20 protein-coding genes are annotated in these 24,863 nt (G+C 73.8%); 13 read left to right on the forward strand and 7 right to left on the reverse strand.

From position 1 onward, the window contains the following. Nucleotides 1–83 precede the first annotated feature (83 nt). A complete protein-coding gene (locus tag AB0I21_RS13220) occupies nt 84–3,893 on the forward strand; it encodes a SpoIIE family protein phosphatase (RefSeq protein WP_360560857.1) in 3,810 nt (1,269 codons plus the stop codon). Nucleotides 3,894–3,897: 4 nt separating this feature from the next. Here the strand turns inward: AB0I21_RS13220 and AB0I21_RS13225 are convergent, their stop codons facing one another. Then, a complete protein-coding gene (locus tag AB0I21_RS13225; protein ID WP_360560859.1) occupies nt 3,898–4,191 on the reverse strand; it encodes a hypothetical protein in 294 nt (97 codons plus the stop codon). Continuing rightward, nucleotides 4,192–4,455 (reverse strand): hypothetical protein, encoded by a 264-nt coding sequence (locus tag AB0I21_RS13230; protein WP_344504361.1) that lies wholly within the window; start codon nt 4,453–4,455, stop codon nt 4,192–4,194. 32 nt (nt 4,456–4,487) lie between these two features. On the opposite strand from AB0I21_RS13230, the gene AB0I21_RS13235 reads away from it, so the two are divergent. Further along, nucleotides 4,488–4,937: a DUF309 domain-containing protein gene (locus tag AB0I21_RS13235; protein ID WP_360560861.1), complete on the forward strand. Its 450-nt coding sequence runs from the start codon at nt 4,488–4,490 to the stop codon at nt 4,935–4,937. Nucleotides 4,938–5,030: 93 nt separating this feature from the next. Here AB0I21_RS13235 and AB0I21_RS13240 read toward each other — a convergent pair whose 3' ends face one another. From AB0I21_RS13240 to AB0I21_RS13250, 3 genes are all read right to left on the reverse strand, one after another. Then, a complete protein-coding gene (locus tag AB0I21_RS13240; protein ID WP_360560863.1) occupies nt 5,031–5,276 on the reverse strand; it encodes a hypothetical protein in 246 nt (81 codons plus the stop codon). A gap of 154 nt (nt 5,277–5,430) precedes the next feature. Beyond that, the gene (locus AB0I21_RS13245) at nt 5,431–6,255 is read right to left on the reverse strand and encodes a zf-HC2 domain-containing protein (protein WP_360560865.1); all 825 of its coding nucleotides are present in this window, start codon (nt 6,253–6,255) and stop codon (nt 5,431–5,433) included. A 34-nt stretch (nt 6,256–6,289) separates the two neighbouring features. Continuing rightward, nucleotides 6,290–6,628, reverse strand: a complete 339-nt coding sequence (locus AB0I21_RS13250) for an STAS domain-containing protein (RefSeq protein WP_360560867.1) — start codon at nt 6,626–6,628, stop codon at nt 6,290–6,292. A 94-nt stretch (nt 6,629–6,722) separates the two neighbouring features. On the opposite strand from AB0I21_RS13250, the gene AB0I21_RS13255 reads away from it, so the two are divergent. Continuing rightward, complete coding sequence (locus tag AB0I21_RS13255; protein WP_360560869.1) at nt 6,723–7,169, forward strand: response regulator; 447 nt, start codon at nt 6,723–6,725, stop codon at nt 7,167–7,169. A 43-nt stretch (nt 7,170–7,212) separates the two neighbouring features. On the opposite strand, the gene AB0I21_RS13260 is transcribed toward AB0I21_RS13255, so the two are convergent. Next, nucleotides 7,213–8,616 carry a GH1 family beta-glucosidase gene (locus tag AB0I21_RS13260; protein ID WP_360560871.1) on the reverse strand — a complete coding sequence of 468 codons (1,404 nt, stop codon included), beginning with the start codon at nt 8,614–8,616 and terminating at the stop codon, nt 7,213–7,215. A gap of 255 nt (nt 8,617–8,871) precedes the next feature. On the opposite strand from AB0I21_RS13260, the gene AB0I21_RS13265 reads away from it, so the two are divergent. The 4 genes from AB0I21_RS13265 to AB0I21_RS13280 all read left to right on the forward strand — a co-directional run bounded on the left by AB0I21_RS13265 (nt 8,872) and on the right by AB0I21_RS13280 (nt 15,582). Then, nucleotides 8,872–12,339 (forward strand): discoidin domain-containing protein, encoded by a 3,468-nt coding sequence (locus AB0I21_RS13265; RefSeq protein ID WP_360560873.1) that lies wholly within the window; start codon nt 8,872–8,874, stop codon nt 12,337–12,339. A gap of 115 nt (nt 12,340–12,454) precedes the next feature. Further along, entirely contained in the window at nt 12,455–13,498 is a 1,044-nt protein-coding gene (locus tag AB0I21_RS13270) for a LacI family DNA-binding transcriptional regulator (protein WP_344504372.1), read from the forward strand. After that, nucleotides 13,495–14,397: an aminoglycoside phosphotransferase family protein gene (locus tag AB0I21_RS13275; protein WP_360560875.1), complete on the forward strand. Its 903-nt coding sequence runs from the start codon at nt 13,495–13,497 to the stop codon at nt 14,395–14,397. Before AB0I21_RS13270 ends, AB0I21_RS13275 begins: the two co-directional genes overlap by 4 nt. A gap of 615 nt (nt 14,398–15,012) precedes the next feature. Then, a complete protein-coding gene (locus AB0I21_RS13280; RefSeq protein ID WP_360560877.1) occupies nt 15,013–15,582 on the forward strand; it encodes a DUF305 domain-containing protein in 570 nt (189 codons plus the stop codon). A gap of 176 nt (nt 15,583–15,758) precedes the next feature. On the opposite strand, the gene AB0I21_RS13285 is transcribed toward AB0I21_RS13280, so the two are convergent. Continuing rightward, on the reverse strand, nt 15,759–16,967 hold the full coding sequence (locus AB0I21_RS13285) for an MFS transporter (RefSeq protein WP_360560879.1): 1,209 nt from the start codon (nt 16,965–16,967) through the stop codon (nt 15,759–15,761). 71 nt (nt 16,968–17,038) lie between these two features. On the opposite strand from AB0I21_RS13285, the gene AB0I21_RS13290 reads away from it, so the two are divergent. From AB0I21_RS13290 to AB0I21_RS13315, 6 genes are all read left to right on the forward strand, one after another. Beyond that, complete coding sequence (locus AB0I21_RS13290; protein ID WP_360560881.1) at nt 17,039–18,097, forward strand: LysR substrate-binding domain-containing protein; 1,059 nt, start codon at nt 17,039–17,041, stop codon at nt 18,095–18,097. Between the two features lie 65 nt (nt 18,098–18,162). Next, on the forward strand, nt 18,163–19,788 hold the full coding sequence (locus tag AB0I21_RS13295) for a methyl-accepting chemotaxis protein (protein ID WP_360560883.1): 1,626 nt from the start codon (nt 18,163–18,165) through the stop codon (nt 19,786–19,788). A 79-nt stretch (nt 19,789–19,867) separates the two neighbouring features. Beyond that, a complete protein-coding gene (locus tag AB0I21_RS13300) occupies nt 19,868–20,449 on the forward strand; it encodes an ATP-binding cassette domain-containing protein (protein ID WP_360560885.1) in 582 nt (193 codons plus the stop codon). Nucleotides 20,450–20,531: 82 nt separating this feature from the next. Continuing rightward, nucleotides 20,532–22,679: a YhgE/Pip domain-containing protein gene (locus AB0I21_RS13305; protein ID WP_360560887.1), complete on the forward strand. Its 2,148-nt coding sequence runs from the start codon at nt 20,532–20,534 to the stop codon at nt 22,677–22,679. Between the two features lie 12 nt (nt 22,680–22,691). Then, nucleotides 22,692–23,288 (forward strand): TetR/AcrR family transcriptional regulator, encoded by a 597-nt coding sequence (locus AB0I21_RS13310; protein ID WP_360560889.1) that lies wholly within the window; start codon nt 22,692–22,694, stop codon nt 23,286–23,288. A gap of 101 nt (nt 23,289–23,389) precedes the next feature. Then, the gene (locus AB0I21_RS13315) at nt 23,390–24,856 is read left to right on the forward strand and encodes a serine/threonine-protein kinase (RefSeq protein ID WP_360561010.1); all 1,467 of its coding nucleotides are present in this window, start codon (nt 23,390–23,392) and stop codon (nt 24,854–24,856) included. Nucleotides 24,857–24,863: the final 7 nt, after the last annotated feature.

Genomic DNA, 24,863 nt, shown 5'->3' on the forward strand with positions numbered 1-24,863 from the left:
CTGATGCGAGACGGGGGCGGCCGCACCCGCCGATGGCGCACTGGCGCGGTGTACGAGCCCCGTTCTCTGCGTACGCTGGTCGGGTGGGTGAGGCGGCCTGGTCGACGTCCGACGATTCCGAGGTGAGCCGCGACCTCGGCGCGGTCGACTGGGCGGCGACCCCGCTGGGTGAGCCCGCGAGCTGGCCGCAGAGCCTTCGCTCGGTCGTGCGGATCCTGCTCGGCTCCCGGTTCTCGATGTGGATGGCGTGGGGCCCCGAGCTCACGTTCTTCTGCAACGACGCCTACCGGCGCGACACCCTCGGCAAGAAGTACCCGTGGGCCCTGGGCAAGCCGGCCCGAGACGTGTGGGCCGAGATCTGGCCCGAGATCGGCCCGCGGATCGCCGCCGTCATGCAGACCGGCAACGCGACCTGGGACGAGGCGCTGCGCCTGTTCCTCAGCCGCAGCGGCTACACCGAGGAGACCTACCACACCTTCTCCTACAGCCCGCTCACCGACGACGACGGGGTCATCGCCGGGATGCTGTGCGTGGTCAGCGAGGACACCGACCGCGTCATCAGCGAGCGCCGCATGACGACCCTGCGCGACCTCGGCACCGACACCGCCGGCGACGGCGCCGGCGACGGCGAGGAGGGCCTCTTCCACGCCGTGGTCCGGCACCTCGGGGCCCGCGCCGACGATCTGCCCTTCACCCTCACGTACCTCTTCGCCGACGACGCCGACACCGCCCACCTCGCCTGCGGCACCGGCGTGCAGCCCGGCGCGCCCGCGGCGCCCGCGGTGCTCGACCCTGACGCCGGGCCGTTCTGGCCCGTGGCGGAGCTCGCCCGGGGCGCCCCGCTGACCCTCGGCGGCTACACCGACCTGCCGACCGGCGCGTGGGACGAGCCGCCGACCGAGGCGCGCCTCGTCCCGCTGCCGAAGCCTGGCGGCGGCCGCCCGTACGGCTTCCTGGTCGTCGGGCTCAACCGCTACCGCCCGTTCGACTCCGCGTACGCAGGCTTCGTCGACCTCATCGCCGGGCAGCTCGCGGCGAGGATCGGCACCGCCCGCTCCTACGCGGCCGAGCGCCGCCGCGCCGAGTCCCTCGCCGAGCTGGACCGGGCGAAGACGGCGTTCTTCACCAACGTCAGCCACGAGCTCCGCACGCCGCTGACGCTGCTGCTCGGCCCGACCGAGGACGCCCTCACCGACCAGGCCACGCCGCTGCCGCCGGGCCAGCGCGAGCGGGTCGAGGTCGTGCACCGCAACGCCGAGCGGCTGCTGAAGCTCGTGAACACGCTGCTGGACTTCTCGCAGCTGGAGTCGGGCAAGGTCGAGCCGCGCTTCGAGCCGCTCGACCTGGCCGCCGCCACCGCCGAGCTGGCCGCGATGTTCGACACCGCCGCCCAGCGCGCCGGCCTGCACCTCGTCATCGACTGCCCGCCGCTGCCCCGGCCCGTCCTCGCCGACCCGGAGATGTGGGCGAAGATCACGCTGAACCTGCTGTCCAACGCGCTGAAGTTCACGTTCGACGGCTCGATCACCATCCGGGTCGCCGAGGTCGGCGGCGCCGCCGAGCTCAGCGTCACCGACACGGGCGTCGGCATCGACCCCGCCGACCAGGCCAACCTCTTCGACCGCTTCCACCGCATCATGGGCACCCCTTCCCGCACCCACGAGGGCTCCGGCATCGGCCTCGCCCTGGTCGCGGAGCTCGCCGCCCTGCACGGCGGCACCGCGGGCGTCCACAGCGCGCCCGGCGCCGGCAGCACGTTCACCGTCAGGCTCCCGTTCGCCCCCGACCCTGCCGCCGGCACCGCGCCGGACACCGCTTCCGGCACCGCTCTTGAGAGCGCTGCCGACGCTGCCGACGCCGCCGATGGTGCCGCCGGTGGCGCGCATGACGCGGCCGACCGGAAGTCGGCGGCGGACCGGGTCGTGCCCGGGTTCCTGGCGGAGGTCGAGCGGTGGATGGTCCCCGCGCCGCCGTCCGCCACGCCGGTGCACTCGACGGCGCCGACGGTCATGGTCGTCGACGACAACAGCGACATGCGGGACTACATCCGCACCATCCTCGAGGCCGACTACCAGATCGTCGAGGCGTCCGACGGCATGGCGGCGCTGCGCCTGCTGCGCGACACCCGGCCTGACCTCATCCTCACCGACGTCATGATGCCCGAGCTCGACGGCTTCGGCCTCGTCGCCGCCCTGCGCGCCGACAGCACCGCGGCGCTCCTGCCGGTCGTCATGCTGTCGGCGCGGGCCGGCGACGAGGCGACCGTCGAAGGCCTCGACGCGGGCGCCGACGACTACCTCATCAAGCCGTTCTCGCCGCGGGAGCTGCGCGCCAGGGTCCGGGCCAACCTCGAGTTCGACCGGGTCCGGCGCACCCGCGACGAGCTGCAGCGCAGCCGGGAGCTGCTGGACCAGGCGCAGCGCCTCGCGTCCGTCGGCAGCTGGGAGCTCGACCTCGCCACCGGCGACGTCCACGGCTCGGAGGAGTTCCTGCGGCAGATGGGCATGACCGCCGCCGAGCTGCTCGACCCCGCCGCCCGCGAGGCGACCAACGCGCTGCTGCACCCCGACGACCGCGAGCTCGTCGACGCGGCGATGGCGGCCGCGATCGCCGGCGAGCCGCTGGACTACGAGGCCCGGGTGTTTCAGCCCGACGGCTCGCTGCGCGTCTTCCGCACCATCGGCGAGCTGGAGCTCGACGCGACCGGTGCCCCGGTCCGGCTGCGCGGCTCCAACCAGGACATCACCGAGCAGCGCCGCGCCGAGCAGGCCCTCGCCGCCGCCAGCGGCCTGCAGGAGGCCGCCGCGCGCGAGCACCGCATCGCCGACGAGCTGCAGCGCAGCCTCATGCCGCCGCTCACGTTCGATCCCGAGCACCTCGAGGTCGCCACCTACTACCGGCCCGGCGTCGCCGGCACGCAGGTCGGCGGCGACTGGTACGACGTCATCGAGCTCGGCGCCGACCGCACCGCCCTCGTCATGGGCGACGTCATGGGCCGCGGGGTCCCGGCGGCCGCCGTGATGGGCCAGCTGCGGGCCGCGGTCCGTGCCTACGCCCGGCTCGACCTGCCGCCCGCGGACGTCCTGGAGTTCCTCGACGGCGTCGTGCGCGACCTGCGCGAGGACCAGATCGTCACGGTGGTCTACGCGGTGTACGACCCGGGCGAGCGCAGCCTCACGTATGCCAACGCCGGCCACCTGCCGCCGCTGCTCCTGCTACCGGGCGGCACCGTGCGCCCGCTCACCGTCTCGGGCCCGCCGCTGGGCACCGGCCCGCTGACCCTGAGCGAGGAGCGCGTCGAGCTGCCCGTCGGGGCGCTGCTGACCCTCTACACCGACGGTCTCGTCGAGCACCGCGACCGCGACCTCGACACGGGCATCGGCGCGCTCGCCGCCCACGTCAGCACCCTGACCGGTCCGCTGGCCGACGTCCCGGACCGGCTCGTCGACGCGCTGCTGCCCGACGGCCCGGACGACGACATCACCGTCCTGCTGGCCCGGGTCGTCGCCGAGCCCGGCGAGGAGCGGTCCGTCGTCCAGGACATCCCCGCCGAGGAGCGGGCCGTGCGCACCGCCCGCCAGTTCGTCGCCACCACCCTGCGCCGCTGGGAGGCCCCGTCCCGCGTCGTCGACGACCTCGTCCTCGTCGTCAGCGAGCTCGCCGCCAACGCCGTGCTGCACGGCCGCCCGCCTATCCAGCTCCGCCTGCGCAACGGCGGCACCCACGTCGTCCTCGAGCTGCACGACACCGCGACGTACCTGCCCCGCAAACAGCGCCCGACCCCGGACGACGAGCATGGCCGCGGCCTCCAGCTGGTCTCCTCGCTGTGCGACCGCTGGGGCACCCGGCCCACCGCCGACGGCAAAGCCGTCTGGTGCATGCGCATGATCTGACGCGTCAGGCGCGCAACGCGCGGCGGGCGTCCTCGAGGCCCTGCTCGTTCTCCGCCGGGTCCGCGATGCCGGTCAGGTCGTCGCCGGCGATGCGGCGGGCGAAGTAGTCGGCCTGCACCGCGTGCCGGTAGCGCAGCGGCACGGGGACGCCGCCGGGGAACCAGTCACCGGCGGCGGACTTCGCGACGTACCGGGTGCCGCCCGCGGTCACGAACCATGTGCGTGAGTTCATCCCGCCGTGGTGGTCGACGACCTCGGCGCCGGTCAGGCCCCAGTGCGTCGCGAGGAGTGCCCGCACTCAGCGCTGGATCGGCCGGCGGAGCGAGTAGGTGACGGCGTGGAGCCGGTGCGGCTGCCCGACGACGAGCGCGGCGCGGTCATACGCCTGCCAGCCCTCCGCACCTGCCCGGTTGAGGTGGCGCAGGTCGTTGTACCGCTCGTCGGTGCCCCACCGCTGCACCCCACCCGGGTGGTGGAACACCGCGTCCCAGTCCTCGAACTTGTCCGTGCCCAGCGTCCCAGCCGCCCGATACTCAAGCCGCGCATACTCCCATTGCGTCACGCCGTCCATCATGCACCACTACGTTGGTGGATATGGATCGTGATCGCGACGATGCCGGCCGGGCCCGCAGCGCCCGCCCGCGCGACGGCCTCGGCCGCCCCCTTCCGCGCGGCGCGCAGGGCATCCCGACGATGCCCGACGACGTCGACGCCACCCCCGACGCCGCGCTGACCCTGGCGCAGGAGCTGCTCGACGCGGGCCGCCCGTTTCACGCCCACGAGGTCCTCGAGGCCGCCTGGAAGAGCGCCCCGGCCGAGGACCGCGAGCTGTGGCGCGGGCTGGCGCAGCTCGCCGTCGGCCTGACGCACCTGTACCGCGGCAACCCCACCGGCGGCCACCGCCTGCTGACCCGCGCCGCCGACCGCATCGAGGCCCAGATGCCCGTCCCGCACGGCATCGACGCGCCCGGCCTCGTGGCCTGGGCCCGCGGCGTCGTCGCCGGCACCGTCCCGCCCGACGCCCCGGCGCCGCGACTGCGGTGAGCGCCGCGTTCCAGCGACAGAACGGGTCGGGTAGGTACAGCGGTCGCGAAGGCGGGCGGGAGCGGCGTGGTGCCGCTCCCGCCCGCGGTGGCGTTAGGTGCGGTCGACCGGCAGGGCTTGGAAGGTCGAGCGCTCGGCGGCGGCCTGGGCGCGGAGGATCTCGTCGATCTCGCGGGTCTCGTCGGCGGTGTGGCGGCCGAGGATCAGGTCGAGCTCGAGGCGCTCGGCGGGCGTGCGGTAGGCGGCGATCTCCCGGGCGAGGGCCCTGCGGGCGCGGCGGGCCTCGAAGCGGCTGGTGACGGCGTTGCGGACGCGGCTGGCCGTGGTCTGTGCAGGCATCTGGCTTCTCCTTGGTCTGGTCTCTCTGACGTCTACTGTATCGATTCAGAAAGATCATCACAGCTGAATGGGCGGTGAGCCTCGACACGCGTCGGATGGGCGTCAGGCGCCGCGAACGGCGCCCGGGTGAGTGTCAGTGAGTGTCAGGTGAGCGTCAGGCGGCTTCGCGGTCAGTGACGTGCGCGGTCGCCTGCCCGGGCACGATCCGCAGCGGCCGCCGCGGCGCGCCGCCGCCCCGAGCGCCGCCGGAGCCGCCCGAAGCGCCGCCGGAGCCCGAGGTCGAGGAGCCGCCGTCGAAGAAGCCCGGGTCGAGGGCCGGACGGGTCAGGGCGATCACGATCGCGTACCCCGCCAGGACGAACGCGTGGCTCAGCAGCCGCTCCGTCTCGACCCGGCCGGCGAGCAGGTCGTTGACGCTGAGCAGCGCGAGCAGCCCGACGAACGCCGTCAGCATCGGCAGCGCGCCGGCGGGGCGGCCGCGGCGGCTGGCGATCCAGCCGAAGCCGGCGCCGATCGCGACGTTCCAGGCGGCCGACTCGTGCCACAGGTGGCCCGCGCCGTCGCCGTGCAGGTCGGAGGCGGTGGCGGCGGTCGTCACCTGGGCGATGCCGAGCATGAACTGGGCCGCCCCGAAGCCCCCGAGCAGCACGCGCAGCGCCAGGACGACTCGGGCCCGGCCGATCCGGCCACGAATCCAGGAAGTGAGCCGGCGGAGCCCAGAGGCGGGCGCAGGGGGTACATCGGCCGCCGGAAGCACGCCGTGGGCGTCGAGGGCGGCGAGGAGGTCGTCCACGCCGGCCGGCTGTGCGGGCACCTGCTGGACCCGGAAGAGCCGGGTGGCCGTCACCGCGTCGGCGTGCCAGGCCCGGCAGCCGGCGCAGCGGCGCAGGTGCGCGTCGGTGAGGGCGGCCTCGATCGGCTCGTCCTCACCGTCGAGGCGGGCCGACAGCGCCTCGCGGAAGGCAGCGCAACGTTCCACGACCCGATGGTGCCAGACGGAGGCGCCCCGCAGGTCATCCGGCGGCGTTCACCGCGTCCTGGACGGTGTCGAAGAGCGGGAAGACGTTGTCCAGCCCGGTGATCCGGAAGACCCGGCGGATCCGCTCCTCGGGGCAGACCAGGCGCAGCGAGCCGGAGCCGCTCTCGCGGACCCGGTTGTGGGCGCCGATCAGCACGCCGAGGGTGGTGGAGTCCATGAACGTGACGGTCGTCAGGTCGACGATCACCGTGCCGGAGCCCTCGTCGAGCGCGGTCGTGATCGCCTCGCGCAGCCGCGGCGCGGTGCTGACGTCGAGTTCGCCATCCGCCCGGACCACGGTGTGCCCATCGAACGTCGAGATCGGGAACGTCATCAGGCAATCTCCGCATCGTTGAGTGGCGGTATGACGGTAGCCGGTCTTGTGCCGGACGATATCGTTGGGCCGGAACATGCTGTTGGGAGGACCCGTGGACGACTCGCCCGCCGGCGTGCCGATCGAAATCCTGCTCGTGGAGGACGACCCGGGCGACGTGCTCATCACGCGCGAGGCGTTCGCCGACCACAAGGTGTCCAACCGGCTGACGGTCTGCGCCGACGGCGCCGACGCGCTGCGGTTCCTGCGCCGGGAGGGTGCCTACGCCGCGGCGCCCCGCCCCGACATCGTGCTGCTGGACCTCAACCTGCCGGGCGTCGACGGCCGGGCGGTGCTGGCCGCGATCCACGCCGACCCGGCGCTCAACGACATCCCCGTCGTGGTGCTGACCAGCTCCCGCGCGGAGGAGGACTTCCTGCGCAGCCACGAGCTGCGGGTCGACACGTATATCGCCAAGCCCGTCGACTTCGCCAGCCTGATGCACGTCGTGCGCCGGATCGAGACGTTCTACATCAGCGTCCGCCGCAACGCGACCGCCTGATCCGGAAGACCTCGCCGAGGCCTCCCGGATCACGGAAACGGGGTCAGGGGGCGTCGATGGCGTTGCGGGTGATGGACTCGGCGAGCCAGCGGCCCGAGGACTTCACGGTGCGGGCGAGCGTGTCGTAGTCGACGTGGATGAGGCCGAACCGGCGGCTGAAGCCGAACGCCCACTCGAAGTTGTCCAGCAGGGACCACGCGAAGTAGCCGCGGAGGTCGACGCCGGCGGTGATGGCCTCATGGACGGCCGCGAGGTGGCCGCGCAGGTAGGCGATGCGCTCGGGGTCGTGGACCGCGCCGTCAGCGGTGGGGCGGTCGTCGTAGGCGGCGCCGTTCTCCGTCACGTAGATCGGGCGGTCGCCGTAGTCGCGGCGGATCCGCAGGAGCAGGTCGCGCAGGCCGGTCGGGTCGACGGACCAGCCCATGTGCGTGACCGGGCCCGGCGTCGGGTGGAAGCGGACGTGCTGCGCCGTCGGGTAGGGCGTGCCCTCGTCGAGCGTCCCGTCGGTGGCGGCGCTGACCAGGTCCGGCTGGTAGTAGTTGACGCACACCGCGTCGACCGGCTGCGACACGACCTCCAGGTCGCCGGGCCGCACGTACGGCATGTCGGTGATGTCCGCGATGTCGGCGATGGTGTCCGTGGGGTACGCGCCGCGCAGGATCGGGTCGAAGAAGATGCGGTTCAGCAGGCCGTCGATGCGCCGCGCGGCGTCCACGTCCGCCGGTGCGTCGGTGAAGGGGCGCACCGCGCCGGCGTTCAGCGCCACCGACACCTGCCCGGTGACCCCCGCCGACCGTAGCGCCGCGACCCCCAGCCCGTGCGCCAGCAGCAGGTGGTGCGTGGCGACCAGCGCGTTGAGGTGTCCGCGCCGGCCCGGCGCGTGTCCGCCGGTGCCGTATCCGAGGAACGCCGAGCACCACGGCTCGTTCAGCGTGTTCCACAGCGCGACCCGGTCGCCCAGCCGCGCGGCGACGGCCGCCGCGTAGTCGCCGAAGCGCAGCGCGGTGTCCCGGTTGGTCCAGCCGCCGGCGTCCTCCAGCTCCTGCGGCAGGTCCCAGTGATACAGCGTCGCGGTCGGCCGGACGCCGGCGGCGAGCAGCTCGTCGACGAGCCGGTCGTAGAAGCCGAGGCCGGCCTCGTTGACGCCGGACCCGCCGGCCGGGCGGATCCGCGGCCACGCGATCGAGAACCGGTACGCGGACAGCCCGAGGTCCTTCATCAGCGCGACGTCGCCCCGGTAGCGCTCGTAGTGCCCGGTGGCGCGGGCGCCGGTGTCGCCGTTGTCGATGCGGCCCGGCTGGGCGGCGAAGGTGTCCCAGATCGACGGGGTGCGGCCGTCGGCGTCCACGGAGCCCTCGATCTGGTAGGCGGCGGTCGCCGCGCCCCACCAGAAGTTCGACGGGAACGTCAGGACCTCTGCCGCGGTCCGCACCGCTGTCGTGCTCACACCCACCACCACTTTCCCCGTGCGACAAGTTGGAGGCTTGGAGAGCGCTCTCCAAGCCGTGTGACCAGACTGCGACGTCGCGTGTACGGGTGTCAAGGTGCGGCGTGGCGCGCTTCTTCGCAAAACGGGCAATTTGCTCGCAAAGAAGTCCGCCACTCTTGACACGCGGGAAACCACGGGGCAACACTGCGACCTATCGGAGAGCGCTCTCCAAACCGCCCGCCGCGCCTCCACACCCCTCAGCAAGGAGCTCACGTGCATCCGGCACACGCTTCCGCCCCCGCCTGGCGGAGACTGCTCAGTTCGCGATGGCGCATCATCCTGGTGGCCGCCGTCGTCGCAGCCATCGCTGTCGTGGTCGCGCCCTTCGCGCGCGCCGCGGACAGCCTGATCTCGCAGGGCAAGCCCGTCACGTCGTCGTCGGACCAGGCTCCCGACGTGGCCGCCAGCTTCGTCAACGACGGCAACGCCGGCACCCGCTGGAGCAGCCAGTGGAGCGACCCGCAGTGGATCCGCATCGACCTCGGCGGCACCGCCACCATCAGCCAGGTCGTGCTGCAGTGGGAAGGCGCCTACGGCAAGTCGTTCAAGATCCAGACGTCGGCGAACGACAGCACCTGGACCGACATCTACACCACGACGACGGGCGCCGGCGGCACGCAGACGCTCAACGTCTCCGGCACCGGCCGGTACATCCGCATGAGCGGCACCGAGCGCGGCACCGGCTACGGCTACTCGCTGTACGAGTTCAAGGTGTACGGCTCCCTGGACGGCACCACCAACCCGGGCACGTGCAACACCGGGACCAACGCCGCGCAGGGCAAGACCGCCACCGCCTCCAGCGTCGAGGGCGCCGGCACCCCGGCCTCCGCCGCGGTCGACGGTGACGCCGGCACGCGCTGGAGCAGCCAGTTCAGCGACCCGCAGTGGCTGCAGGTCGACCTCGGCAGCAAGCAGAACATCTGCCAGGTCGTGCTGCAGTGGGAGGGCGCCTACGCCAAGGCCTTCCAGATCCAGGTCTCCGACAACGCCACCAGCTGGACCGACGTCTACACCACCAGCACCGGCACCGGCGGCACCCAGACGATCCCGGTGACCGGCGCCGGCCGGTACGTGCGGATGTACGGCACCGCCCGCCCCGGCGGCTACGGGTACTCGCTGTGGGAGTTCAAGATCTCCACCGGCGGCGGCACCTCGACCACCCCGCCGACCAGCACCAGCCCGTCGCCGAGCACCCCGCCGTCGCAGGACCCCAACTGGACCCCGGTGTGGAGCGACAACTTCGACGGTGCCGCCAACACCTCGCCCAACGCGGCCAACTGGCTGCTGCGCACCGGCACCCAGTTCCCCGGCGGCGCCGCGAACTGGGGCACCGGTGAGGTCGAGACCGCCAGCGCCTCCACCGCCAACGTGTACCTCGACGGCGCCGGCAAGCTGAACATCAAGGCGATCCGCGACGGCGGCGGCGCGTGGACCTCGGGTCGGCTGGAGACCCAGCGGACCGACTTCCAGGCCGCGGCCGGCGAGCAGGTCAAGTTCACCGCCGTGCTCAAGCAGCCCGACGTCGCCAACGCGGCCGGCTACTGGCCGGCGTTCCGGGCGACCGGCGCCGCCTACCGCGGCAACTACACCAACTGGCCGTCCGTCGGCGAGACCGACATCATGATGGACGTCAACGGCCGCAGCCAGCTGTCGCAGACCCTGCACTGCGGCACCGCCCCCGACGGGCCGTGCGGCGAGTACAACGGCCGCACCTCGGGCCTGGCCAGCTGCACCGGCTGCCAGACCGGCTACCACGAGTACACCCAGGTCATCGACCGGACCAAGACCGACGAGGAGATCCGCTTCTACCTCGACGGCAAGCAGTCCTGGATCGTGCGCAAGAGTCAGGTCGGCGTCACCGCGTGGAACGCGGCCGTCAACCACGGCTTCTACCTGCGCCTCGACCTGTCCATCGGCGGCTCGCTGCCCAACGCGATCGCCGGCTTCACCACCCCGACCCCGGACACCACCTCCGGCGGCGTGCTGTCCGTGGACTCCGTCTCCGTGTCCAAGCAGACCGGCACCGTGCCGGCCGCGATGACCGACCCGGCGACCCCGGCCGGCCCGAGCGTCGTCAAGGTCACCGGCTCGCAGGGCAACTGGCAGCTGCAGGTCAACGGCCAGCCGTACGAGGTCAAGGGCCTCACCTACGGCCCGCCGCAGGCCGCCGCCGACGGGTACATGCGGGACCTGAAGAACATGGGCGTCAACACGATCCGCACCTGGGGCGTGGACGACGCGAACACCCCGACCCTGCTCAACCGGGCCGCGCAGCAGGGCATCAAGGTGATCGTCGGGCACTGGCTCAACCAGGGCGCCGACTACGTCAACGACACCGCGTACAAGAACGCCACCAAGACCGAGGTCGTGAACCGGGTCAACGCGCTCAAGAACAACCCGGGCGTGCTGATGTGGGACGTCGGCAACGAGGTCATCCTGACCATGCAGGACCACGGCCTGGACGCCGCGACGGTCGAGGCCCGCCGCGTGGCGTACGCCAAGTTCGTCAACGAACTGGCGGTCGCGATCCACGCCGCCGACCCGAACCACCCGGTCACCTCGACCGACGCGTACACCGGCGCGTGGCCGTACTACAAGAACAACTCCCCGGCGCTGGACCTGCTCGCGGTCAACTCCTACGGCGCGATCAACAACATCAAGCCTGACTGGATCGCCGGCGGCTACACCAAGCCGTACGTGGTCACCGAGGCCGGCCCGTCCGGTGAGTGGGAGGTCCCCAACGACGTCAACGGCGTGCCGAGCGAGCCGACCGACCTGCAGAAGCGGGCGGGCTACACGGCCAGCTGGAACGCGATCAAGGGGCACCCCGGCGTGGCGCTCGGCGCGACCGAGTTCCACTACGGCCTGGAGAACGACTTCGGTGGCGTCTGGCTCAACACCTACGGCGGCGGCTGGCGCCGGCTCGGGTACGGCGCGCTGAAGCAGGCGTACACCGGCACCCCCCTCGCGAACACGGCGCCGGAGATCACCAGCATGACGGTCGGCAACCAGACCGCCGTGCCGGCCGGTGGCACGTTCACCGTCAACGTCGCCGCGACCGACCCGAACAACGACACCATCCGGTACAACGTGATGATCAGCGACAAGCACATCACCGGGAACACCGGCTTCCGCAACGTCAACTTCACCCAGAACGGCTCCACCTTCACGGTGACCGCTCCGGAGACCCTCGGCGTGTGGAAGGTGTACGTCTACGCGTTCGACGGCCAGGGCAACGTGGGCATCGAGACGAAGTCGTTCAAGGTCGTCCCGCCGGTCATCGCCGGCACCAACATCGCCCAGGGCAAGACGGTGACCGCGTCGACCTACCAGCCGACCGGCACCAACGGCCCGCAGCTGCCGTCCTACGCGACCGACAACAACTACGGCACCCGCTGGGCGTCGGAGTGGGTCGCCACCGCGTGGTGCACGGTCGACCTGGGCAGCAAGCAGACCTTCAACAAGGTCTTCCTGGCCTGGGAGGCGGCGTACGCGACCGGCTACCAGATCCAGACCTCGGACGACAACAACAACTGGACGACGATCTACTCGACGACCACCGGCAACGGCGGCTTCGACGAGATCAACGTCAACGGCAACGCCCGCTACGTGCGCATGAACGGCACCGCCCGGGCCACCACCTACGGGTACTCGCTCTGGGAGTTCGGCGTGTACCGGTAAGTCACGCGATTCGGGCGGGCGGCGTCTGCCGCCCGCCCTTTCGTCTGTATTTTTCAGCGAATTTCATGCTATGTAGTGGAGAGCGCTCTCCATGCTCCGTGCTATAAAACCGGCCATGAGCGATCCACGTTCGGCCCGCAAGCCCACCCTTGAAGACGTCGCGGAAGCCGCCGGCGTCTCCCGGGCGACGGTCTCGCGCGTCATCAACGGTGTTCGCAACGTCGACCCGAAGCTGCACGAGATCGTGTGGCAGGCCGTCGACGCCACCGGCTACGTGCCCAACCGCGCGGCCCGGTCGCTCGTCACCCGCCGCAGCGGGACCGTCGCCCTCGTCGTCTCCGACTCGGTCAGCCACGACGACGACCCGTTCATGCGCCGGTTCTTCGCCGACCCGTTCTTCGGCCGGATCGTCGGCGGCGTCATGTCGGTCCTGCGCCCGCGGGGGATCCAGCTCGCGCTGCAGATCGTCGGCACCGACGAGGCCCGCGGCCGGCTCGTCGGCGACCTCGGGCAGGGCCAGGCCGACGGCGCGGTCGTGCTGTCGCTGCACCCCGACGACACGCTGCCCCGCCAGCTCTACGAGGCCGGGATCGCCGCGGCCCTCGTCGGCCGCCCGGCCCAGCCGGTGCCGATCAGCTACGTGGACCTCGCCAACGACGCCGGCGGCGTCCTGGCCGCCGAGCACCTCATCGGCCGCGGCTGCACCCGCCTCGGCATGATCACCGGCCCGGCGCACGTCCCCGCCAGCCAGGACCGGCTCACCGGCTTCCGGCAGGCCCTCGCCCGGCACGGGCACGCCTGGTTCCCCACCGTCGAGGGCGGCTTCACCTACGAGTCGGGGGAGACCGCCCTGCTGGAGCTGCTCGACCAGCAGCCCGAGCTGGACGGCGTGTTCGTCGCCAACGACGTCATGGCCCAGGCGGCCGTGATGGCGCTGCGCGGCCGCGAGCTGCGGGTCCCCGACGACGTGGCGGTCGTCGGCTTCGACGACAGCAGCGCCGCGCTCGACGCCCGGCCGCAGCTCACCACCGTCCGGCACCCCCTGGAGGACATGGCGGCGGAGAGCGCCCGGCTGGTCCTCGCCCGCATCGACGATCCCTCCCTGCGCGTCGAGTCGGTCATCTTCGACCCGAAGCTCGTCGTCCGCCAGTCCGCATGACGGCCGGCACTCCTGCGGCCGAGGTGGCGGTCTCCGAGTCGTTGGTGGCGGCGTTGGTACGCACGCAGCACCCGGACTTCGACGGCCCGCTGCGACTGGTCGCCAACGGCTGGGACAACGCCGTCTACCGGCTGGGCGACACCTGGTCGGTGCGGCTGCCGCGGCGCGCCGTCGCGGTGCCGCTGCTGGTCAACGAGCAGCGCTGGCTGTCGCGCCTGGCACCGCGGCTGCCGGTGCCGGTCCCCGTCCCGGTGGCGGTGGGGGAGCCGGCCGGGTCGTATCCGTGGCCGTGGAGCATCAACCCGTGGCTGCCCGGCCACCCCGCCACCGCGGTGCCCGTGGCGGAGCGGGTCGCGTTCGCCGCGGACCTCGCCCACACCTTCGCCGCGCTGCACGTCCCCGCGCCCGCGGACGCGCCGCCGAACGCCTTCCGCGGCGTGCCGCTGAGCGACCGGACCGAACCGGTGCGGGAGCGCCTCGCCGGCGGCGGTTTCCCGGCCGGGCTCGCGGCGGCCTGGGAGGAGGCCCTCGCCGCGCCGCCGTGGACGGGCCCGCCGGTGTGGCTGCACGCCGACCCGCACCCGGCGAACCTGCTCGCCGGCGACGACGGCCGGCTTGCCGCGCTCATCGACTTCGGCGACCTGACGTCCGGCGACCCCGCCACCGACCTCGCCGCCGCCTGGATGGTGTTCGACGCCGCCGGGCGGGCCGTGTTCCGGCAGACCTATGCCACGCTGGCGCCGCTCGAGGATGCGACGGACGACGCGACGTGGCGGCGGGCGCGGGGCTGGGCGCTGAGCATCGGCTCGGCCATCGCGGCGAGCTCCGCCGACAACCCGGCCATGGCGGCGATCGGCGCGCACGCGCTGGACCAGGTGCTGCTCCCGGACGGACGGTAACCGGGGCGCGCCACGACTCTGGTCAGTGACGCGCGCCGGGAGCTGCCGGAAGGGCGTGACAGCCCGGGAGTCCACCGCTTGGAGAGCGCTCTCCGAGATGGTTCGAGTCTGCCCGTTCGGATCTTCTTCGTCAACCCGTCGCAAGCTGTTGACACCACCCGGTACCAGCGGGAAACTTCCTTTACGGAGAGCGCTCTCCAGCCGGGTCGGGTGCCGGCGGGGAGCAGCGCCGAGGTGGCCGGCCACACGATCCGAACGGATCGACGGGGGTTGGCTGGGTCACCTGACCGACGCCGTAGGACAGGCTGTTCGGGTTGGTCGTCCAGGCGGGGGCTGCTCGAAGATCGTCCGACGGGCCCGCGGTGCCGTTTCCCGGCCCGCGCCGCGCCCACCGGTGCCGGCCAGGTGCGCCGTCCGGGCCGTGCCGTTCAGGCCGGCCGGAGGGTCCACCAGCACGTCACCGACGGCGACCGGGTTGGGGTCGCCGCCGGCGGGACGACCGCGCGAGCCGCCGTCCCGTTGCATCGATCCCGCGGTCGCGGCCGGTCGCTCCGGGCTCTGGGCGCCCTGACCGCCGCGGCCGCGGGATCGGTCCCCGACGAAGGGAGCCCGGCCGTGCCACCACGCCCCGCCACGAAGCTCGCCCTCCTCCTGGTCCCCGTCCTGGCCCTCGGGTCCGCGTGCGCGAGCGACCCGCCCGAGCGGCCGCCGGCCGCGCCGGCCAGCGCGCCGGCCACGACCGACTTCGGCGGCACCGACATCGCGTGGGTGCAGCTGATGATCCCGATGGACGAGCAGCTGCTGCCGGTCCTCGACCTCGCGAAGGAGCGCGGCGCCGACCCGCGGCTGGTCCAGCTGGCCGGTGAGCTGCGCAGCCGGTACGCCGGCGAGATCCAGCAGCTCAAGACGCTGCGCCGCGGCGCCGGGCTGGACGAGACCAACCCGCACGCCGGGCACAAGATGCCGGGCCTCGTCGACGCCGACAGCCTGGCCGCGATCGGCGGGGCCGGCGGCACCGAGTTCGACCGGAAGGTCACCGCCTGCCTGCGGGAGCACCTGGATCAGCTGGCGAGCCTGGCCCGCTCCGAGATCACCAACGGCACCAGCGCCGCCGTCAAGGACCTCGCCAGGCAGGTGGAGGCGTCCAGGACGGCGGGCCTGACCCAGCTGCCCGGTGCGCCGTGATCCCGAGGACGTTGTGCGGCTCCTCCGGCTCAGCGGCGTAGCCGGCGGCCGCCCGCCAGGACGATCGCTTCGGTGAAGCTCAGCAGCGCCATCCTCGCCGGCGGGAACTGCGTCGCCGTGATCCATCCGGTTGGCGGTGTGTGGCGCTTCCGGGTCGCGGAGGCCGTGGCGTCGGCTCAGCGGCGCAGCAGCCGGGCGCCGGCGAGGGTGGTGACCAGGACGGTCACGGCGGCGAAGCCCAGCAGCGCCACCCTCGCCGGCAGGAACTGCGTCGCCACGCCGAGGCCGAGGACGGGCACGGCGAGCCCGAGGTAGCCGCCGAGGAACACCGCGGCCAAGGCCTCGCCGCGGGTGGCCGGGGACGCCAGGTCGACGACCGTGGAGACCGCGCCCTTGAGCAGCGCGCCCGCGCCGCCGCCGGCGACCGCGCCGCCGAGCAGGAACACCGGCAGGCTCGCCGCCCACACGCCGGCGGTCAGCGTCAGCAGGCCGGCGGCCATGAGCGCCACGCCGCCGGCGACCTGCCGGCGCACCGGCTCGCGGCGCAGCAGGATCTGCGTGGCGGCGCCGCTGGCGAACACCATCGCCGCGACCAGGCCGGCGAGGGCCCGCGACGGGTGGTGCAGGGTGCCCGCGACGAAGGCCGGCGCCAGCGAGGTGAACAGGCCCAGCACCGACAGCGCCGCGAACGCGCCACCGCCGGCGGCGAGGTAGCGGGGAGAGATCCGCTGCGGGCGGTACCGGCGCGGGCGCGGCGCGGCGGAGACCGTCTCCGGGACGCGGGCGACCACTGCCGCCGCCGCGAGCAGGAGCACCAGGAAGACCGCGTAGGAGGTGCGCAGCGGCGCGGGGCCGAATTGGGCGAGCAGGCCGGCCAGCAGCGGGCCGGCCGCGAAGCCGCCGAGGTTCGCCACGGTCGCGACCAGGTCGGCCCGGGCCCGGCCGGCGGACGGGCGGGCGGCGGCGTGCAGCTCGGACAGGTGCGCGGTGGCGGTCGCGGTGAGCATGCCGACGCCGAGCCCGGACAGGACGCGGGCGGTGACGACCACGCCGAGCGACGTCGAGGTCAGGAACAGCGCGGCGGCCGCCGCCTCGAGCAGGATCGCCGGCAGCAGGATCCGGCGTCGGCCCCACAGGTCCGACAGGTGGCCGGCGAGGAACAGGCTGACGATGACGCCGAACGCGTACGCGGCGAACGCGACCGTGACGTCGATCGTCGAGTAGCCGTCGTGCCGCTGGTAGATCGCCCACAGCGGGGTCGGCACGACGGTGAACGCCAGGGACACCGCGAACGCCGCCGCGACGGTCCAGAACCCCCGCTCGTGGCGGGACGTCGACGGAGCCGCCGGAGCCGGTCGGGCGGGGCGGGTCAGCACACTGGTCATGGGCCCGACTGTGCCGCGGCAGGTCGAGCACCTGCGACGAATGTTCGTGCTCGCAGCTATCATCATCGGTGATGGAGCTGCGGCATCTGGTGTACTTCGTGACCGTCGCCGAGGAGCGCAACTTCTCCCGCGCGGCCCAGCGGCTGCGGGTGGTGCAGTCCGGGGTCTCCGCCGCGATCCGGGCGCTGGAGCGGGAGCTCGGCACGCCGCTGTTCGAGCGCACGTCGCAGCGCGTCGCGCTGACCGACGCCGGCATGGCACTGCTGCCCGCGGCCCGGGCGACGATCGACGCGGCCCAGGCGGCCCGGGACGCCGTCGACGAGGTCCGTGGCGGGCTGCGCGGCACCGTGCGTATCGGCACCCTGATCTCGGTCGGCTTCGTCGACCTGCCGGGGCTGCTCGGCCAGTTCCGCGCCGAGCACCCGGGCGTCGACCTGCGGATGCGGGCGGCGCCGACCGGCTCGGCGGGACTGGCCCGGGCGCTGCTGGACGGGGAGCTCGACGTCGCGTTCCTGTCGCTGGCCGGGCGCCCGCCGGCGGGCCTGTCGGTGCGGGTCCTCGTCGCCGAGCCGATCGTCGCGGTGCTGCCGGCCGGGCACAGGCTCGCCGGCCGGGCTTCACCGGGTCCCGCCGGCACGGCTTCCGTGGCCCCTGTGGGTGCGGCTTCCGTGCCTCCTGCCGGCAAGGCTTCCGTGAGCCCTGCCGGCAACGCTTCCGTGAGCGACGCCGGCCAGGCTTCCGTGAGCGGCGCCGGCCAGGCTTCCGTGAGCGACGCCGGCAGGGCATCCGTGAGCCTCGCCGACCTGGTCGACGAGCCGTTCGTCGACTCGCCGCCCGGCTACGGCAACCGGACCGAGGTCGACCGGGGATTCGCCGCCGCGGGACTGCAGCGGCGGGTGGCGCTGGAGGTCGCCGACATCGCCACCGTCGCCGACTACGTGCGCAACGGCCTCGGGGTGGCGCTCATCCCGCGCTTCGCGGTGGGGTCCGGTGACGGGCTGGTGACGCTGCCGGTCGCCGGGGCGGGGCTGCGCTGGACGTTCGGGGTGGCGACGGCCTCCGAGCGCGGTCCGAGCGCGGCGGTCCGCGCGCTGCTCGACATGGTCGACGCCCACCGTCTCGAGCGCTGAATTCGCTCAGGTGGGTGCGCCGCGGGCCGAACGGACGGCAAACGGGTTCTCTGCGATGAGGTGCCATGACGGACACGACGCCCCGCCGTGCGGGCGGGCCGCTCCGGTGGTTCGGCGACATCCGGATCGGCGTGAAGATCACGGCGGCGCTGGCCGTCGCGCTCCTCGCCGGCGGCCTGGTCGCCTGGGCCGGGCTGGCCGCGCTGGGCACCGCCAACGCCAACGCCACCGCGATCTACCGCGACAACCTGCTGCCGACCAGCATGCTCAACACCACTCAGGGCGCGCTCGACGACGAGATCAACAGCCTGGCGATGATGGCGATCGCCACGACCCCGGCGGCCACCGAGGCGCAGCGCCAGCGGGCCCTCGGCGCGGCGAAGGAGCTGCAGGACGGCATCGACGCCTACCAGGCGCTCGGGATGCACGGTCCCCAGGAACAGCTGCTCGCCGCGCTGCGGCAGGCCGTCACCGGCCTGCACAAGGTCCGCGACGAGCGGCTCGTCCAGGCGGCCGCCGCCAGCGACGACGCCCTGTACGAGCAGGCGTTCCGGGGCGCGGCCGCACCGCTGGTCGACGCCGCCAACAAGGCCCTCGACGGGCTCGCCGCCTACGAGCGGACCGCCGCGGCGGCGGCCGCGAAGCGCAACGCGGACCAGTACTCCAGCAGCCGCGGCGTCATCGTCGCCTGCCTCGTCGCCGGCTGCCTGATCGCCGCGGCCCTCGGCTGGGTCACGGTGCGCCGGATCGTCGGGCCGATCCGCCTCGTCGGCGGGGTGCTGGCGCAGATGGCCGACGGCGACCTCACCGGCCGGCTCGACCTCGACACCCGCGACGAGGTCGGCGCGATGGCCGGCGCGCTCAACCGGGCGACCCAGAGCATGGGCGCGGCGGTGCGGACGCTGGGGCGGACCTCGTCGACCCTTGCGGCCGCGGCCGAGCAGCTGTCGGGGGCCAGCACGCAGATCGCGGCGAGCGCCGCGCAGACCAGCGACCAGGTCGCCGTCGTGGCGAGCGCCGCCGACGAGGTGACCCGCAACGTGCACACCGTGTCGGCGGGCTCGCAGGAGATGAGCCTGTCGATCCGGGAGATCTCGCAGAACGCCAACGAGGCCGCCCTCGTCGTCGGCGAGGCCGTGTCGGCGGCGCGGGCGACCGACGCCACCGTGTCGAAGCTCGGCGAGTCGTCGCACGAGATCGGCAACGTCGTCAAGACGATCGCGTCGATCGCCGGGCAGACCAACCTCCTGGCCCTGAACGCGACGATCGAGGCGGCCCGCGCCGGGGAGGCCGGCAAGGGCTTCGCCGTCGTGGCGACCGAGGTCAAGGACCTCGCCCAGGAGACGGCCCGGGCCACCGAGGACATCTCCCGCCGCGTCGCCGGCATCCAGGCCGACACCGACACCGCGGTCACCGCGATCCGCAACATCGGCGAGATCATCGCGAAGATCAACGACTACCAGCTGACCATCGCGTCCGCGGTCGAGCAGCAGACCGCGACCACCGGCGAGATGAACCGCGGGGTCGCCGAGGCGGCCGGCGGGATCACCGAGATCGCCGCCAGCATCGGCTCGGTCGCCGCAGCCGCCCAGGTCACGACCGAGGGCGTGGCCGAGTCGCAGCGCACCTCGGCGGAGCTCGCCCGCATGTCGCACGAGGTCAGGACCCTCGTGGCGGGCTTCCGGATCTGAGACCTCCGGCACATCCATTTGCGTCATCGCGCGGCAATGTTTTTAGACTGACTGGTCAGTCTAAAGTCAGGAGACCGCCATGAGCGTGGTGGAAGCGCGCGGGCTCGGGGCCCGGACCCGGCGCGGCTGGGTGTTCCGCGACGTCGACCTCGACGTCGCGGCGGGGGAGCGGGTCACCGTCACCGGCCCGGCCGGCAGCGGCCGCACGTCGCTGCTGCTCGCCCTCGCCGGCTGCTTCAGGACCAGCGCCGGCACCGTCCGGCGGGAGGGCGTCATCGCCCTGGCGCACGTCCCCGGCGTGCACGAGCCGGAGCCCGCGCTGACCGTCGCCGAGCACGTCGAGGAGCGCCGGCTGCTGCTCGACGGTCCCTTCAGGAGGCGGCGCCCGGTCGCCATCGACCCGGCGCTGGACCCCGGCACGCTGGGCCGCGACCTCGACGTCCTCGGCCGGCACCTGCTCGGCATCACCCTGGCCAGGGTCGCCGCCCCGGCCGCGGTCGTGGTCGACGACGTCGACAGCGGCCTGTCCATCGAGGAGCGCGCGCTGCTGGACGAGGCTCTCGACGCCCTCACCGCCGACGGGATCGCCGTCATCGCCGCCGCCCGCGAGGTTGCCGCAGCCGGGACCGGAAGCGTGTTCGAGCTGGAGGGGCAGCGATGAGCGGCCAGCGGAGCGTCTCGGGCCGCTCATCATGGGGGCAGGTTGCCTCGGGAGGGCGCCGGAGCGCAGCGGAGGTGACGGCATGAGGCTCGCCAGGTTCGAGTTGCGGCGGTTCACCCGCGCGCCGATCACCGTGGCGGCGCTGGTGGTGCTGGCGCTGATCCCGCTGCTGTACGGGGCGCTGTACCTGTGGGCGTTCTGGGACCCGTACGGCAACATGCGCCACATCCCGGTCGCCGTCGTCAACGCGGACCGGCCCGCGACCGCCGCCGACGGCAGCACCGTGCACGCCGGCGACGACCTCACCGCGAAGCTGCTGCGCCGGGACGTCTTCGGCTGGCAGCAGACCACCGAGGCCGCGGCCCGCAAGGGGCTCGCCGACGGGCGGTTCCAGCTCGTCTTCGAGATCCCGGCGGACTTCTCCGCGTCCCTGGTCACGCCGCCGGACCCGGACCGCGACCCGACCGGCGGGCGGCTGCTCGTGGTCAACGACGACGCCACCAACTACCTCACCGGCCAGCTGTCGCGCAGCGTCTTCACCGAGGTCCGCGCCAGCGCCGCCGCGTCCGTCGCCGGCGGCTACTTCGACCGGATGCTGATCGGCTTCACCGACCTCAAGTCGCAGACCGCCCAGGCCGCCGACGCCGCCGGGCAGCTCTCCGCCGGCGCCACCCAGGCCGGTGCCGGTGCCGGCTCGCTGGTGAGCGGCCTCGACCGGGCCGCCGGCGGCGCCGGGGACCTCGCCGCCGGACTCGATGAGGCCACGAAGGGCTCGCAGCGGCTGTACGACGGGCTCGTCGCCCTCGACCAGGGCGCCGCGCAGCTCGCCGACGGCACCGCCCAGGCTGCCGCCGGTGGGCGCCTGCTCGCCGGCAAGGTCGGCGCCGCCGCCGACACGGTCGAGCCGGTGCTGCGAGACAACGCCGCCCTCATCGAGGCCGCCGCGACCAGCATCGCCGACGGCGCCGACCTGCTCCGCGAGCACCTCGACGCGCTGCCCGCCCTCGCCCGGACCGCGACGGAGCGGGCGACCGCGACCCGCGCCGCCCTGGACACGCTCGGGTCGCGGTACCCGCAGATCGCCGGCACCGCCGAGTACAAGACGGCCGTCGCCGCCGCGGACGCCGCCGTCACCGCGGCCCGCTCCGTGGAGACCCGGCTCGAGACCGGCGACCTCGGTGCGGTCCGCGCCGACCTGGACCGCGCGTCGAAGCTCGCCCGGCAGGTCGCGGCGGCGGCCCCGCACCTCGCCGACGACGTCGCCGCCGCCCGTGCCCAGGTCGACCAGCTCGCCGACGGCCTCGACCGGCTCGCCGGCGGCGCGGCCCAGCTGCACGCCGGCACCGGCGAGGCCCGCGACGGCGCCCGCGACCTGTCCGGCGGCATCTTCCGGCTCTCCACCGGAGCCCAGCAGCTCGACGACGGCCTCGGCGCCCTCTCCGACGGTGGGCGCCGCCTCGCCGGCGGCCTCGGCGAGCTGTCCGACGGCGCCAGCCGGCTCGCCCGCGGCCTGTCCGACGGCGCGGCGAAGATCCCCGGCTACGACCCGGACACCCGCGCCGAGCGGGCCGGCGTCCTCGGCGACCCCGTCGCGCTGGACCGCTCCACCGAGCACCCGTCCGCGACGTACGGGGCCGGGTTCGCGCCGTACTTCCTCGGCCTCGCCCTCTGGGTCGGCGCCATGATCAGCTACATGGTGCTGCGCCCCCTGACCCGCCGGCACCTCGTGTCGGGCGCGCCCGCCCACCGCGCGGCCCTGGCCGGCTGGCTGCCGGGCCTGGCCGTCGGCGTCGCCCAGGCGACCGCGCTGTTCCTGGTGGTGCGGTTCGCGCTCGGCCTGCATCCCGCGCACCCGCTGGCCATGTACGGGTTCCTGTGCCTGACGGCGGTCGCGTTCACCGCGATCGTGCAGTGGCTCGGCGCCAGGCTCGGCGCGGCCGGCCGGCTGGTCGCCCTCGCGGTGCTGATGCTGCAGCTCACGTCGTCCGGCGGCACGTACCCGATCGAGACGACCCCCGGTGTGCTGCAGGCGATCCATCCGTTCCTGCCGATGACGTACGTCGTGTCGGGGGTCCGGCATCTCGTCAACGGCGGCCCGGGCGGTACGGTCGTCACGGGGGCCTTGGTCCTGGCCGGGTTCGCCGCCGCGGCGTTCGCGCTGACGACCCTGGCGGCGTGGCGTGGCCGCCGCCTGACGACGTCCAAGCTGCACCCGGATCTGGTGATGTAGGGGGTTTCGTACGTGGCGGAGGACGGCCGGACCAGACGGCGCACCGACACCCGGCAGCGGCTGTACGACGCGGCGATGGAGCTCATCGCCGAGCACGGCTTCTCCGCCACGACCGTCGACGACATCGCCCTGCGCGCGGGCGTCGCCAAGGGCACCGTCTACTACAACTTCCCCTCGAAGAACGCGCTCTTCGAGGAGTTGTTGCGGCACGGCGTCGGCCTGCTCACCGCCGACTTCCGGGCCGCCGTCGCGGGCGTGCCGCCGCCCGAGGCGGTCCTGGCGCTGATCCGGGCGGAGCTGGCGTACATCGAGCGGCACCGCTCCTTCGCGCAGCTGCTGCTCTCGGAGATGTGGCGGACCAACCGCGAGTGGCACCAGACGCTGCAGCTCCTGCGCAGCGAGGCCGTCGACGTCATCGCCGGCGCCCTGCGTCGCGGCGTCGACGAGGGTCACTTCGACGCCGCGCTGGACGTCCGGATGGCGGCGGCGGCGCTGTTCGGCGTCTGCCTCGTCGTCGCCGTCGACTGGCTCGTCTTCGAGCCCGACCGCTCCCTGGCTGATGTCCAGGAGGCGCTGATCACCGTGATCCGGGCCCGGGTGGGCGTGTGACGCCGCCCGGCGGTCCCGCGGGACCGGCCGGTGACCGGCGGCCCGGCCGCCGGCTGTGCGGTGCGGGCCGGGCTGTGTCAGGGTAGGCCGTGGTCGAGGTTGTGCTGGGCGGTCGGTATGAGCTTCGGCGTGTGCTGGGCCGGGGCGGAATGGCCGAGGTGTGGCTGGGTTTCGACCGCCGGCTGGGCCGCGCGGTGGCGGTCAAGGTCCTGCCCGAGGCCGGGGCGGCGGACCGGACGGCGCGGGAGCGGTTCGACCGGGAGGCGCGCACCGTCGCCCAGTTGTCGCACCCGAACATCGTCGCGATCCACGACGTCGGCGCCGACACCGCCGCGCACTTCGGCGGTGCGGTGTCGTTCCTGGTGATGGAGCTGGTGGAGGGCGGGAGCCTCGCCGACCGGCTCGTCGCCGGCCCGCTGCCGCCGGCCGCTGCCGCCGCCGTCGCGGTGCAGGTCTGCGACGCGCTCGAGGCCGCGCACGCCGCCGGGGTGATCCACCGGGACGTCAAGCCGGCCAACATCCTCTTCACCGGCGCCGGCGCCGACCGGGTGAAGGTCTGCGACTTCGGCATCGCCCGCGTCACCGGCGCCGGGCAGGCCGAGCTCACCGCGTCGGCGCAGGTGCTCGGGACCACGGCGTTCATGGCGCCCGAACAGATCACCGGCGGGCCGGTCGACGCCCGCAGCGACGTGTACGCGCTCGGGTGCGTGGTGTACACGATGCTGACCGGGCAGCCACCGTTCGCCGGCGAGACGCCGATGCGGATCGCGTGGCAGCACGTGAACCAGCCGGTCGTGCCGGCCTCCACGGTCCGGCCCGGCCTGCCGCCGCGGGTGGACGGGATGCTCGCGAGGCTGCTGGCCAAGCGACCGGACGACCGGCCGGCGACGGCGGCCGAGGCCCGGGCCCTGCTGCAGCACCTCGGTGACGGCACGGCACCGGCCGCCACCGCGGCCTTCCCGGCCGTTCCCACCGCCGCCGTCCCTGCCGCGCGGCAGCCGGTCCGGGCCACCGCGGCCGTCGTCGCGCCGACCCAGTCGATGCCGGTGACGCCGGCCGCGGAGGTGGCTCCCGCGGGCCGCCGCACCGGGATCGGACCGATCGGCGTCGCGCTCGCCGCGGTCGTCGTCCTCGTGGCGGTCGTCGCCATCACGGCCGCGATCATGGCCGGACGCGACAACCCGCAGTCGTCAGGTGCCGGCCCGACGAGCTCGGCGGCGGCCGCCGCGCCCCCGACGTCCGCTGCCGCGCCGACCAGCGCTGCCCCGTCCCAGAGCCTGCCCGGTGACGCCCTCGCCGCGGCGCGTGCCACCGTCGGCGAGCAGGCGGGAGCCGGGCAGCTTTCCGCCGAGTCGGCGCGGGAGCTGAACAAGCGGCTCGACGAGATCGCGCGGTTCATCACCAAGGGCGACGAGGAGAAGGCGGCGGACAAGGTCGCCGAGCTGCGCAGGAAGCTCGGCGAGCAGCGCAAGGACGGCAAGACGCAGCAGGCCGGCTACACCGCGGTGCTCGCCAGCCTGGACCGGCTCGCGGCGAGCCTGCCACCGCCCCGCAACGAGGACGACTGAGCCGGGT

This window comes from Dactylosporangium sp. NPDC050588 (genome assembly GCF_040654975.1).
Classification (GTDB): Bacteria; Actinomycetota; Actinomycetes; order Mycobacteriales; family Micromonosporaceae; genus Dactylosporangium; species Dactylosporangium maewongense.

Bases quoted from the DNA above. Each gene is read 5' to 3' on its own strand.
- AB0I21_RS13305 (WP_360560887.1), top strand. From the start codon at position 20,532: ATGAGGCTCGCCAGGTTCGAGTTGCGGCGGTTCACCCGCGCGCCGATC.
- AB0I21_RS13270 (WP_344504372.1), top strand. From the start codon at position 12,455: ATGAGCGATCCACGTTCGGCCCGCAAGCCCACCCTTGAAGACGTCGCG.
- AB0I21_RS13250 (WP_360560867.1), bottom strand. From the start codon at position 6,628: ATGACGTTCCCGATCTCGACGTTCGATGGGCACACCGTGGTCCGGGCG.
- AB0I21_RS13300 (WP_360560885.1), top strand. From the start codon at position 19,868: ATGAGCGTGGTGGAAGCGCGCGGGCTCGGGGCCCGGACCCGGCGCGGC.
- AB0I21_RS13290 (WP_360560881.1), top strand. From the start codon at position 17,039: ATGGAGCTGCGGCATCTGGTGTACTTCGTGACCGTCGCCGAGGAGCGC.
- AB0I21_RS13275 (WP_360560875.1), top strand. From the start codon at position 13,495: ATGACGGCCGGCACTCCTGCGGCCGAGGTGGCGGTCTCCGAGTCGTTG.
- AB0I21_RS13295 (WP_360560883.1), top strand. From the start codon at position 18,163: ATGACGGACACGACGCCCCGCCGTGCGGGCGGGCCGCTCCGGTGGTTC.
- AB0I21_RS13285 (WP_360560879.1), bottom strand. From the start codon at position 16,967: ATGACCAGTGTGCTGACCCGCCCCGCCCGACCGGCTCCGGCGGCTCCG.
- AB0I21_RS13235 (WP_360560861.1), top strand. From the start codon at position 4,488: ATGGATCGTGATCGCGACGATGCCGGCCGGGCCCGCAGCGCCCGCCCG.
- AB0I21_RS13240 (WP_360560863.1), bottom strand. From the start codon at position 5,276: ATGCCTGCACAGACCACGGCCAGCCGCGTCCGCAACGCCGTCACCAGC.